The sequence below is a fragment of the Streptomyces sp. NPDC012474 genome, assembly GCF_042955185.1.
GTDB lineage: Bacteria > Actinomycetota > Actinomycetes > Streptomycetales > Streptomycetaceae > Streptomyces > Streptomyces cahuitamycinicus.
Map to the genome: position 1 here is coordinate 273,955 of NZ_JBIBEP010000008.1, position 12,251 is coordinate 286,205.

Annotated in this window: 8 protein-coding genes; 6 read left to right on the forward strand and 2 right to left on the reverse strand. The window is 70.6% G+C overall.

The features are described 5' to 3' along the window. Positions 1–302: 302 nt before the first annotated feature. Both ACFY9S_RS20060 and ACFY9S_RS20065 read left to right on the forward strand, forming a co-directional pair. A complete protein-coding gene (locus ACFY9S_RS20060) occupies positions 303–1,067 on the forward strand; it encodes a tetratricopeptide repeat protein (protein WP_391130218.1) in 765 nt (254 codons plus the stop codon). A 2-nt stretch (positions 1,068–1,069) separates the two neighbouring features. Beyond that, the gene (locus ACFY9S_RS20065; protein WP_391130221.1) at positions 1,070–5,110 is read left to right on the forward strand and encodes a hypothetical protein; all 4,041 of its coding nucleotides are present in this window, start codon (positions 1,070–1,072) and stop codon (positions 5,108–5,110) included. Here ACFY9S_RS20065 and ACFY9S_RS20070 read toward each other — a convergent pair. Beyond that, positions 5,010–5,894 (reverse strand): hypothetical protein, encoded by an 885-nt coding sequence (locus tag ACFY9S_RS20070; RefSeq protein ID WP_391130224.1) that lies wholly within the window; start codon positions 5,892–5,894, stop codon positions 5,010–5,012. The two genes, ACFY9S_RS20065 and ACFY9S_RS20070, sit on opposite strands and share 101 nt — an antisense overlap. Before the next feature lie 436 nt (positions 5,895–6,330). On the opposite strand from ACFY9S_RS20070, the gene ACFY9S_RS20075 reads away from it, so the two are divergent. The 4 genes from ACFY9S_RS20075 to ACFY9S_RS20090 all read left to right on the forward strand — a co-directional run bounded on the left by ACFY9S_RS20075 (position 6,331) and on the right by ACFY9S_RS20090 (position 11,185). Further along, positions 6,331–8,160 carry a gamma-glutamyltransferase gene (locus ACFY9S_RS20075; RefSeq protein WP_391130227.1) on the forward strand — a complete coding sequence of 610 codons (1,830 nt, stop codon included), beginning with the start codon at positions 6,331–6,333 and terminating at the stop codon, positions 8,158–8,160. 85 nt (positions 8,161–8,245) lie between these two features. After that, a complete protein-coding gene (locus tag ACFY9S_RS20080; RefSeq protein ID WP_391130230.1) occupies positions 8,246–9,091 on the forward strand; it encodes an inositol monophosphatase family protein in 846 nt (281 codons plus the stop codon). Positions 9,092–9,269: 178 nt separating this feature from the next. Continuing rightward, positions 9,270–10,679 (forward strand): NAD(P)/FAD-dependent oxidoreductase, encoded by a 1,410-nt coding sequence (locus tag ACFY9S_RS20085; protein ID WP_102911966.1) that lies wholly within the window; start codon positions 9,270–9,272, stop codon positions 10,677–10,679. Then, positions 10,676–11,185: an O-acetyl-ADP-ribose deacetylase gene (locus ACFY9S_RS20090; RefSeq protein WP_391130233.1), complete on the forward strand. Its 510-nt coding sequence runs from the start codon at positions 10,676–10,678 to the stop codon at positions 11,183–11,185. Before ACFY9S_RS20085 ends, ACFY9S_RS20090 begins: the two co-directional genes overlap by 4 nt. 18 nt (positions 11,186–11,203) lie before the next feature. Here ACFY9S_RS20090 and ACFY9S_RS20095 read toward each other — a convergent pair whose 3' ends face one another. Then, entirely contained in the window at positions 11,204–12,037 is an 834-nt protein-coding gene (locus ACFY9S_RS20095; RefSeq protein WP_391130236.1) for a class II glutamine amidotransferase, read from the reverse strand. Positions 12,038–12,251 lie beyond the last annotated feature (214 nt).

The window sequence follows — 12,251 nt, forward strand, 5'->3', positions numbered from 1 at the left end:
TGCCTGGTCGGGCATTCGGCGCGATTCAGGCGGCCACCTGCGTGGAGGCGGCCATGAGTGAGGCGCCGATGGACGCGAGGCCGAGCTGCGGCTCGACCCGATGCACCTCGAGCTGCATCGGGGAGAGCTCCGGCACCAGAGGGCCGACGCATATTGAATTCGCACCGTGGTTCGACTTGTTGATGCCGTACAAGGAAGTGGTGCCATCGCCGGGGGAGTGCCCCGCTGATGCGTCAGTTACTTCCGATCAACTGCGGACGGCGGCAGAGAGAGCGTATTGCGCGGGAGATCTGGCATCGGCAATGCAGCGCGCTGCGGATGCCATTGACCGCTACCGCGAAGTGAACGATGAATGGGGTGTTGCGGACGCCCTGGCTCTCCGCGGCGCAGTGGCCCGCTGCGCGGGAGACTGGCATATGGCCGTCGGGCACTACCGCCAAGCGTTATCGATGTTCACTATTCTGGGGGACCTGTCGTCAGCGGCGCGTGTTTACCGGTCGCTTGCCGAGGTGTTCTTCACGGCAGGTGAATTTGAGGAAGCCATCGCCGTGATGCACGAGGGACTGAGCGTTCTCCCCGACGACCCGACGCTGTTGAGCGGTCTCGGCTATTCCTTGTGGTCCGCGGGGCATGAGGCGGATGCTCTGGCCCACCTCAACCGGGCGCTGGCCGTCGACTCGGAGAACCCAGCCGCGTTGTTCGCGCGAGGGCAGATCCACGCCGACCTCGGCCGGCCGCGTCTCGCGCTCGCCGATTTGGACCGCTTGCGAGCCTGTGTCCACGACGAGGTGCACCGGCGTGCCGATCTGAAGTCGGCCAGGGGAGTCAGTCTCATCGCTCTCGGCCGTACCGCAGAGGGCGAGGCGGAATTGGAGGAGGCCCTTCTTCTCGTTCCGCACAGGGGCAGAACCCAGTGGCGGGTCGCCGAAGCCCGGCTGCGTGAAGGAGACACCGAACGGGCCCGCATCGCCCTGCGCGCGGCTGTCGCTTCCCCCCAGCCCCTGCCGCCGGCGCACGCCGACCGAGCTCGACGGTTGCTCCGCCGGATGTCGTCGGCACGCGTGTGAACATGACGACACAGCATCGACGGGCGCTGCTGATCGGCATATCCGGCTTCTTGTCTGAGGATCAAGAAGTCCTGGGTGACCTGCATTTCGCTCACGACGCGATCGCGGGTCTCGCCGCTGTCCTGCGTGAGGATTTCGGCTTCTCCGTCTCCCAGGTCACGCAACGAAGCATGACCGCGGCCCACTTGGGTCGGCTGGTGAAGGAAACCTTGGAGTCCGCCGACGCCGACACCGTCCTCCTGGTGCACCTGCTGACCCATGGCGAAGCCAGGGACCAGGCCCTTTACGCACTGGGGTCCGACGCCGTACCGCACGAGAGCACGGAGATCGGCGGATGGCTGACGGGACTGCAGCACGTCGAGAACCGGCCGACGGTGCTGTTCACGCTCGACCTCTGCAGCTCGGGCACGGTCACCCAACTGCCATGGCAGTCCCGCTACGATCGCACCGGTCGCAAAGGCTGGGTAATCGCGGCCTGTGAACCCGACCAGGACGCTTTCAACGGCCACTTCACCACGGCACTCACCACTGTTCTGCGTGACATAGCGGAACACCGCCTGGCCGTGGCGCCCCACTTGCCCTACATTCCGCTCGGCACCGTGGCAGACGCGGTTCGCCGTACTGTCGTGACCTTGGCAGACGCCCACCGTGTCTACCGCCAGTACGTCACGGTCAGCCGCGTGGAGGTCAGCGCGGAGCACGTGGTGCTTCCCCTCTTCCTCAATCCCTCCCACACAGGCGAAGAACCCAGACCTGACAAGACCCGTACGAGTGCGTCCAGCCGGACGGCCGTCGCGCCGCCGGCTCTTGAAGCCCTCATCGACGAGGTGGGGAACGGACAGGACCTGAGGCACTTCGTCGACTCCGCAACCGGCCTGGGAGGGTGGCACGGCTCGGCTCAGAGCGCCGGAGGCTTCACGGGCCGGGCCCATGAGCTTCGCCGCATCTCGCGTTGGCTCGATGGCGAGGACCCGTCGCCGATCGCCCTCGTCACCGGCAGCCCCGGCGCCGGCAAGTCCGCGCTCCTCGGTGTGCTGGTGTGCGCCGCGCATCCTCGTTTGCACCAGCTCACGCGCCGCATCTGGGCCACCGCAGTGGCTGCACCGGCTCCCGTGCCGCATCTCGTGGTCATCCATGCCCGCGATCGCAGCCTCACCGCTATCACCTCGTCGCTCGGCGTCCAGCTCGCGCTGGGGGCGCTCGGCCCCGAGGAGCTCCAGGCCACTCTCCAGAAGCTGCGGCTTCCCCAGCCGCCGACCGTGGTTCTCGACGCACTCGACGAGGCTGCGGACATCCGGGCCACCATCGCCTGGCTGACCCGCCTCATGGCTCTGAAGCGCCCCGACGGGTCCGCTGCTGTCCGGCTCCTCATCGCCACCAGGGCCTACGAGGAGACCGCGGTACTGCATGCCCGAGCCTCCTCGGCCGGGTGCTGCTTCGATCTCGACGCCGTCGCACCGGCCGTTCTTCTCGCAGACCTGCATGCTTACGTGAGCGGACTCCTGCGTGCCGTCCCCGCACTGCGCGGCCGCCATCAGATGAGCGGAGCTTTCGCAGGCGCCCTGGCCGAGACTCTCGTCGCCCACCGGGGCAGCGGGTGGGGCGAGTTCCTGGTGGCAGGCCTCTACACACGCCACTTCACCGCCCTGTTCGACCCGCACCTGGGAAACGACGCCGCCGAACAGTGGGGCAGGGACGCGCCGCGCACCCTGTCCCAGGTGCTTGAACTCCACCTGGCCGGCCCGACTGCGCATCCCTGGCTGCAACTGGTCCTGACGGCCCTCGCCCACGCCCACGGCGAGGGCATGCCGGCCTCCGTGATCCAGCGAGCGGTCGCTGCCCTGGCGCCCGCGACAGCGCCGTCACTCGCAGACGTCCAGGACGCCCTCACCACCGGGTACACCTTCCTGTGCCGCTCCATCGACAGGGACAACGTTCCCGTCTACCGGCTCTTCCACCGCGAACTCACCCGCTGTTTGCGCCGCGAAGAACAGTCCACACCGGTACTCCGCTCCCTCCTCGACGGTCTCGGGCCCGTAGGCCGCCGTCATTGGTCCGCCGCCGAGCCGTACGTCCTGCGACACGTCCTCACCCACGCGGACGACTGTGGCGCAGCGGCGGACGTCGTCGGAGATCCGGGATACCTGCTGTATGCCGACCCGAGGGACTACGGGCCGTTCCTCGAAGGACCGGTACGGCACGTGGTGAGCCGATGGCTCACGGCACCGCACTCCCTCGATCGGCGGATGGCTCTGGCCCTGTCGGCCGTCGAACAGAACGAGCCCGGGATCGCACATCAGGTCGCGACACTGCCCGGTGAACCGCCATTGCCCTGGCTTCCCTTGTGGGCAGCGGGTCGTGAGACGAGCTCATCCGCCACCGGTGCTCCTGCGGTGGCGGTCCTCACCGCACGCGGCGACCTGCAATCCTGGAACTGGGAACCACCCGAGGCGGAAGCCCTGACCACGGCGACACCAAGGGCACTCGCCTTCGCGCGCAGTGACGGCCGCAGCGTGCTGATCATCGGAACGTCGCAGGGGCAGATAGCAGTTGCCGACCGCAAGGGGCGGACGGTCACGTGGGCAACGCACGGGAACGCCGTCACCGCCCTCGCCGCCACGCACCAGGCGGGAGGATCACTCGTCATCAGCGCGACCAGCGCCGGTGAGGTGACGGCATACGACCTGCAGTCCGGCACGCAGGTGGGCCCGGTGGTGACGGTCCCTGACGCACCACCCACGACCCTCGCCGCTGTCGGACACGGCACCTTGACGGCAGTGGTCTGTACGTCCGGTGGCGGGAGGCTGTGGAGCTGGTTCTGCGGCGGTCCCGACGCACCCTCGCTGCGACAGTGGGCAACCGAGTCCCCGGTCTGCAGCCTCGCCGTGGGGCATTCCGCCGGGCGCCTGGTGCTTCTGGCGGGCCAGGCCGACGGGACCACGATCGTGTGGGACATGCAGAGTCACACGCGAAAGCGCGTCCTGCCTACGAATCGTGCCGCGGTGAACGCCATCGCTCTGGGACGCATGGGGGATCTCTGCGTTGCCGTCATCGGCAGTCAAGACGGCACCCTCGCCGTGTGGGATCTCTCCACGTTTCGACGAGTGGGCGAGCCGATCCGGGTGGACGGTGACCCGATCCGGGCTGTGGCGCTGCACCACAGCTCCGACGGTGATCTGTGCTGCCTGGTCTGCGGCGACTCGACCACACTGTGGAACCTCAACCAGCGCACCCGGCTCCAGGACTTCGGGCAGCAGGGTGTACACCACGCCGTCCTCACCAGTCAGGAAGACCAGCCCGCCCCCGCACCTTCCGCCGCAGTGCCGAAAGTCACCGGTGTAGGAACCCTCGCCGTGGAGCAGGGGCCGACCGGCAAGGCGAACATCGCCCTCTACGCCGACGATGAAGGCACCTGCTACGCGGTGAACCCGCTGACCGGCCGGCAAGTCTGTGAGCCCCTTCCCGGTGACGGTGCGCCCGTCACAGGAATCGAATCCGTCGCCCTGGGCGGCGTCGCTGTCGCCCTGCTTCGGTCACCTCGCCGCTGTCGTCTCTGGGACCCGTCCTCGGGAGCGCACGCCACTCGCATCCCGTGGGAGGAGCCGAACCAACGGCCTGCTGACCTGCGTCTGAGCAGCTCATTCGTAGGTGACACTCTGATCACCGTCCACGCCGGTACGGACGGACACCTCAGAATCGGTGACGTGATCACTGCGGATGGCCATCAGGGTGCGGTCACCATCGTCGTGGCCACACGTCTGTCCGGCCGAGCTGTTGCCTTGTCCGGTGGCACCGACGGTGTCCTGCGTGTCTGGGACCTCGAGTCAAGCCGGTGTGTTGACGAAATCGAATTCGACCAACCGATCTTCGCCGTCGTGCCGAACGGTGAAGGCATCGTGCTGGTGGGAGCAGGGGAGCGCGTCTATGCGCTCCAGCACCTCTCTACACGCCCCGACGGCCGACGAACCTTGCGATCTCCCCGACCAGCTCCCCACAGTGCAGATAACTCTTCGCCCTGTGCGGATCCACTAGGTGAATGCTGACGGCATGGTCCCTCACCACACCGGAGAATCGCTGCGAAACGCCGCCCCTCGGTACTGCCACCGGATCGCCGCGGTCGGCGACGTTGACCCACGCGGCGACGCCGGACGGCCTGGCTCCACGCCCCTGCACAGGGGGGAGCAGTCGGTCGAACACGACCGTCCGCATGGCCAGCGGACTACCCAGTGTTACGAGCAACTCCAGTTGGAGATCAGGATCACGGCTCAGTGCCTCATAAGCCACCACACTGCCGAGGGAATGAGCCAGAAGCACCCTCGGCCGGTGTTCGCGCAGCACGGCGGCCACCCGCTCCTGCGCCTGTTCCCGTCCCTCGGGAAACGCCGGGTCGAAGTAGGATGCCAGTTCGCTCACCGTCGCGGTGACGATGCGCAGCGCCCGCTGCCCGTACCGTTCCGTGAACCACTCGGTCATCGAGCGCAGCACGGATGTGAGGCGCCCTTGACTCACCAGCGGCGCAGGCGGCGATTCCCCCTCAGCCGACCGGACTTCCTCGATCCACTGGGCGAGCAACCGCTGCGCGAACGGCGTCAGCGGGGGCGATCCCCCGGCCCCCATGCGCTCGCCGCGAAAGAGGCAGTCCGCGTAATACGCCACCGGACACGGCTCCTGCGAGGGGACACCGGCCCCCTTACGCAGCCCCCGTGCGATCCACTTCGCCCAATCTGCCTCGATGGCGCTGACAGCGGTCGGCAGGTCGCCGGCTGCGTCCCGCAGGTACCCGTAGTTGCGGATTCCGTGAACCCCAGCCAGTGCGCCGGCATCCATGTCCCAGCCCCCCATGGCCGTGTCCCGAAGACCGTCCCCTGGCTGCGCCCGCCCCGTCAGCGAACTCCGGCGCACTGCCCCTCCGGGGCGGTTTCGTCAACGCTAGCAGCGCGATGTGCGTGGAGCCATGGGGCCTTCGCAGGGGGGTGAGGAGCGGTGGTATGACCTTCGCGTCGAGCGCCCTGGTCACATCGGCACGAACCCCTGGGGCCATCGTGCACACGCGTCGCGTCAGGCGGCGACGCGGGAACGATGGAGCATCGAGAGCAGGTGCAGATGCGATGTCCGCTTCGCGGAGGCAGCCCGTGCATCCGGTACATACCGGTGCCTGCCCGGGGATCATGCGACCTGATGAAGAGCGGCTGCGTCGATCGGTGACGTGCGTCTGCCCGCTGGTCCTTCCGCTGGTGCATCAACACAGACATCGAGGTCAAAAATGCAGTTCACGACTCGCCCCACCCTGAGCGGCACCTTCGGCATGGTCTCCTCGACCCACTGGCTCGCCTCGCAGTCCGCGATGGCCGTCCTGGAGAACGGCGGCAACGCCTACGACGCGGCCGTGGCGGGCGCCTTCGTCCTGCACGTCGTCGAGCCGCACCTCAACGGCCCGGCCGGCGAGGTGCCGATCCTGCTCGCCCCGGCCGGCGGCGAGGTACGGGTGCTGTGCGGCCAGGGCGTCGCACCGGCCGGGGCAACCGTCGCGCACTACCGGGGTCTCGGCCTGGACCTGGTGCCCGGCACCGGGCCGCTCGCCGCCGCCGTACCGGGCGCGTTCGACGCGTGGATGCTGCTGCTGCGCGACCACGGCACGCAGTCCCTCGACGACGTCCTGAAGTACGCCATCGGCTACGCCGAGCACGGCCACGCGCCCGTGGAGCGGGTCGGCGAGACCGTCGAGACCGTGCGCGAGCTGTTCGGGACGGAGTGGACCTCGTCGGCGGACGTCTACCTGCCCGGCGGTAAGGCGCCGCGCCCCGGCGAGCTCTTCGCCAACCCCGCACTCGCCGCCACCTGGAAGCGCCTGCTCGCCGAGACCGCCGGCGCGGGCGACAGGGAGGCGCGCATCGAGGCCGCCCGGCAGGTGTGGCGCGGCGGGTTCATCGCCGACGCCCTGGTCCGCCAGGCCGGTCGTCCGACCAGGGACACCAGCGGGGAACGGCACGCCGGCACCCTCACGGCCGCCGACCTCGCCGCCTGGTCCGCGACCTACGAGACGCCGGTGGCGTACGACTGGAACGGCTGGACCGTGTGCAAGCCGGGCCCCTGGAGCCAGGGCCCCGTCCTCCTCCAGCAACTCGCCCTGCTCCCGCCCGAACTGCCCCCGTACGGTTCGGCCGACTACGTCCACCTCCTGGTCGAGAACTGCAAGCTCGCCATGGCCGACCGGGAGGCCTGGTACGGGGACGCAGCCGACGTACCGCTCGACGACCTGCTGTCCGACGCGTACAACACGGCCCGCCGCGCCCTCGTCGGCGAGCCGGCCGAGAACGATCTGCGGCCGGGCAGTCCCGGCGGACGCACCCCGCGGCTCAGCGCGCACGCGCGCGTGGCCGCCGCCGCCCAGGAGGGCTTCGACGCCCTGGGGGCGGGCGAACCGACCGTCGCCAAGAGCCCGGCGTCCCCCGTGCCGGGCGAACCGGAGGTCCTCGCCGACGGCACCACCCGCGGCGACACCTGCCACCTCGACATCGTCGACCGCTGGGGCAACCTGGTCTCGGCCACCCCCAGCGGCGGCTGGCTCCAGTCCAACCCCGTCGTGCCCGAACTCGGCTTCCCGCTCGGCACCCGGCTCCAGATGACCTGGCTGGAGGAGGGCCTGCCGGGCTCCCTCAGCCCCGGTCGCCGGCCCCGCACCACCCTGACGCCCTCGATCGCCCTGCGCGACGGCGTGCCCGTCATGGCGTTCGGCACGCCCGGCGGGGACCAGCAGGACCAGTGGCAGCTGCACTTCTTCCTCGCGGTCGCGCTGCGCGCCCCCGTGCGGGGCGGCCCCGACCTCCAGGGCGCGATCGACGCGCCGAACTGGCACAACGACAGCTTCCCCGGCTCCTTCTACCCGCGCGGCATGCGCCCGGGCAGCGTCACCGTGGAGTCCCGCACCGACCCGGCCGTCATCGCAGAGCTGCGGCGCCGCGGCCACGACGTGACCGTGGGCGGGCCCTGGTCGGAGGGCCGGCTGTGCGCGGTCGCGCGGGACCCGGAGACGGGCGTCCTGTCGGCCGCGGCGAACCCGCGCGGGATGCAGGGGTACGCGGTGGGCCGGTGAACCGGCGGAACGCTGTTCATCGCGATGCCGCACGGAGTACACCCGGCGGGCGGGCACTGTCAGTGGCACGTGTTGTCATGGAGGGGTGAACGACAGCAACGAAACCATCGAAGAGTTTCTCGCGGAGCACGCCCCCGACGTCGAAGAGGCGATCCGCAAGGCGGCCGCCACCGAGATCATGCCGCGCTGGCGCCAGCTCGCCGCGCACGAGGTCGACCAGAAGAGCGGCCCGCACGACCTGGTCACCGACGCCGACCGCAAGGCCGAGCTCTGTCTGACCGAGGCCCTGGCCGCCCTGCTGCCCGGCTCGGTCGTGGTCGGCGAGGAGGCGGTCCACGCCAACCCGGCGTCCTACGAGGCGATACGCGGCGACGCCCCGGTCTGGATCGTCGACCCGGTCGACGGGACGCGTCAGTTCGTCCGCGGTGAGGCCGGCTTCTGCACCCTGGTCGCGCTGGCCCACCGCGGCACCCTGATCGCGTCCTGGACGTACGCGCCCGCCCGCGACCGGCTCGCCACCGCCCAGCGCGGCAAGGGCGCCTACCTCGACGGGGAGCGGCTGTTCGCCGGAGTGCCGGAGCCCGGCCGGGACCTGCGCGTGGCCACCTCCCACCCCGACTACACGACGGACGAGGAGAAGCACGCCCTGCTCGGTCTGCGCACCGACGGCGTGGCACCGCGCCCGTGCGGCTCGGCCGGGCTGGAGTATCTCGCCATCGCCCGCGGCGAGTCGGACGCGGTGGCCTTCTCCTGGGAAGCCGCCTGGGATCACGCGGCCGGTCTGCTGCTGGTCGAGGAAGCCGGTGGCACCCACCTGACGCTCGCGGGCGAGCCGTTCCGCATCGCGGGCGGCAACGACCTGCCCTTCACCGCCGCCCGCGACGCGGCCACGGCCCGCAGGGTGGCGCACCTGCTGTCGGGCGGGGCATGAGCGGTACTCCATCGCATGCCGCACACGGTTGACTACGCAGTGTGCCGGTGCGAGGGGTTCCGTCGTCGCAAAAGCGGCCTTCCCTGCCGGAAATCACCGGCGGCCGGTGACTGTCAGTTCCCGGGCATATCCTGATCCCCAGTGGCCGTCGGCTGACGAAGGGGTCCAGGTGCCGTCGATGCTCGATGCCGTCGTAGTGGGAGCGGGGCCGAACGGACTGACCGCGGCCGTGGAGCTGGCCCGCCGCGGCTTCTCCGTCGCCGTCTTCGAGGCCCGGAGCACCGTGGGGGGTGGAGCCCGCACCGAGGAGCTCACCCTCCCCGGCTTCCGGCACGACCCGTGCTCCGCGGCCCACCCGCTCGCCATCAACTCCCCGGCGTTCCGCGCGCTGCCACTCGACCGGTACGGCCTGGAGTGGCTGCACGCCGAGCTGCCCATGGCGCACCCCTTCCCGGACGGCACGGCGGCCGTCCTGGCCCGGACCGTCGGCGAGACCGCCGCCTCCTTCGGCCCGCGCGACGCCGGCGCGTACTGCAGGCTCATCGAGCCCTTCCTGCCCAAGTGGGACACCCTCGCCCGGGACTTCATGTCGCTGCCGCTGACCGCGCTGCCCCGCGACCCGGTGACTCTCGCCCGCTTCGGCCTGGCCGGGCTGCCCCCGTCGACGCTGCTGATGCGCCGCTTCCGCGACGAACCGGCCAAGGCACTGTTCTCCGGGCTCGTCGCCCACGTCATGGCCCCGCTCGGCGGCTTCGCCACCGGCGCCATCGGCCTGGTCTTCGCCCTCGCGGCGCACGCCCGCGGCTGGCCCGTCGCCCGCGGCGGCTCCCAGTCCCTCTCCGACGCCCTCACCGCCTACCTGCGGGACCTCGGCGGCAGCGTCCACACCGACTACGAGGTCAAGCGCCTCGACGATCTGCCGCCGGCCCGGGCGTACGTCTTCGACACCTCGCCCACCGCCCTGGCCCGCATCGCCGGTTTCGGCAACCACTACGCCGGTTACCGCTACGGACCGGGCGTCTTCAAGATCGACTACGCGCTGGACGGCCCCGTGCCCTGGACCGCCAAGGAGGCCCGCGCCGCCGGCACGGTGCAGGTCGGCGCGAGCAGCGCGGAGATCGGCGCGGCCCTGAACGCGGCGTCCCGGGAGGGCCGGGCCCCCGACAAACCGTTCCTGATCACCGTCCAGCCGAGCGTCGTCGACCCCACCCGGGCACCGGCGGGCAAGCACGTCTTCTGGGCCTACGGACACGTCCCGCACGGCTGGACCGGCGACCTCACCGACACCATCGAGCGCCAACTGGAACGCTTCGCCCCGGGATTCCGCGACCGCGTCCTGGCCCGCGCCACGGCCGGCCCGCCCGAACTCGCCGCCCGCAACGCCAACTACGTCGGCGGGGACATCGCCTCCGGCGCGGCCTCGGGCCTCCAGCTCCTGCTGCGCCCCAAGCTCACCCTGTTCCCGTACCGCACCCCGCATCCGGCCGTCTTCATCTGCTCGTCGGCGACCCCGCCGGGCCCCGGAGTGCACGGCATGTCGGGGCACAACGCGGCGAAGGCCGTCTGGAAGAGGCTGAGGCAGACGTGACGGCCATCGAACTGGTGCAGGGCGACATCACCCGCGAGAGCGCCGACGCGATCGTCAACGCGGCCAACTCGTCGCTGCTGGGCGGGGGAGGGGTGGACGGGGCGATCCACCGCCGCGGCGGCCCCGCCATCCTGGAGGACTGCCGCAGGCTCCGCGCGGCGCACCTCGGCAAGGGCCTGCCCACCGGCCAGGCCGTCGCCACCACCGCGGGCGACCTGGACGCCCGCTGGGTCGTCCACACGGTCGGCCCGGTGTTCAGCGAGACCGAGGACCGCTCCGCCCTCCTGGCCTCCTGCTACCGCGAGTCGCTCCGCGTCGCCGGTGAACTCGGCGCCCGCAGCGTCGCGTTCCCCGCCGTCTCCACCGGCGTCTACGGCTGGCCGGTGGACGACGGCGCCCGCATCGCGATCGAGACCGTACGGGCGGCGGATACCACGGTCGAGGAGGTCAGGTTCGTCCTCTTCGACCGGCCCGCGTACGAGGCGTTCGCCGCGCACCTTCGCTGAGCCGCGGGACGGCCGCGCTCAGACGGGCTCGGGCTCGAAGTGCCGCATCAGGTACCGGCCGGGCTGGACGACGCCGTAGCTGCTCTCCGGGACGGTGTTCCACACCCCGGGAAGATCGCCCAGCGGTTCCGACACCACCAGCCGGGTCTCGTCCGAGATGTGGTTCAGGAAAGCGAGATCGGGGTGCAGGGCGCGCACGTCCTCCACCCGGCTGCTGTAGTACAGCGAGCGCGAGGCCCCGCCGCTGGAGTACCGGAAGAACCACACCCGCTCACCGTCGGTCACCGCGATCGTCATCTGGAGGGGCTCCGGCACCCCGTGCTCGTGCCCGAGCCGCTCGACGAGCCCCGCCATCCGGGCCACCGCGCCGGGCGGATCGCCGTCGAGACCGAGTGTGAGGGCCACGTGGAACATCACCTCGGAATCCGTCGTGCCCTCGAGCGAAGGGAACAGCTCCGGCGCGATGGCCATCATGAGATCGCGGCGCAGCGCGGAGAACCCGGCGATCGCCCCGTTGTGCATCCACATCCACCGCCCGTGCCGGAAGGGGTGGCAGTTGGTCTGCTGCACGGCGGTGCCGGTGGAGGCCCGCACATGGGCGAAGAACAGCGACGAGCGGACGTGGTCGGCGATCTCCCGCAGATTGCGGTCGCTCCAGGCCGGACCCGTGTCGCGGATGACGGCCGGGGTACGCAGATGCCACGCGTACCAGCCGACGCCGAAGCCGTCGCCGTTGGTGGTCTCGACCCCCATCCGCGCGTGCAGACTCTGGTCGATCAGCGAGTGCTCGGGACGGTAGAGGACGTCGTCGAGCAGCACGGGGGTGCCCGAGTAGGCGAGCCAGCGGCACATGGTCGGTACTCCCGTTCCGAGCCGCCCCGGCCGTGCCGAGCGGCCCGCTCTGGATGATGATCGCCGATGCGCCCCGCGCGCCGGTGCGTCACCCCAGGAAACTCCCGGCGCAGCGGTGACCGCATCGCCCGCCACGGGTGGTTGACGGGGAACGATGAGGCACGGCGGGCATGCGCGGGTGAGCGAACACTGAGATGCTGATCGGGACGATCGC

Bases quoted from the DNA above. Each gene is read 5' to 3' on its own strand.
- ACFY9S_RS20065 (WP_391130221.1), top strand. From the start codon at position 1,070: ATGACGACACAGCATCGACGGGCGCTGCTGATCGGCATATCCGGCTTC.
- ACFY9S_RS20075 (WP_391130227.1), top strand. From the start codon at position 6,331: ATGCAGTTCACGACTCGCCCCACCCTGAGCGGCACCTTCGGCATGGTC.
- ACFY9S_RS20095 (WP_391130236.1), bottom strand. From the start codon at position 12,037: ATGTGCCGCTGGCTCGCCTACTCGGGCACCCCCGTGCTGCTCGACGAC.
- ACFY9S_RS20060 (WP_391130218.1), top strand. From the start codon at position 303: ATGCAGCGCGCTGCGGATGCCATTGACCGCTACCGCGAAGTGAACGAT.
- ACFY9S_RS20085 (WP_102911966.1), top strand. From the start codon at position 9,270: ATGCTCGATGCCGTCGTAGTGGGAGCGGGGCCGAACGGACTGACCGCG.
- ACFY9S_RS20070 (WP_391130224.1), bottom strand. From the start codon at position 5,894: ATGGATGCCGGCGCACTGGCTGGGGTTCACGGAATCCGCAACTACGGG.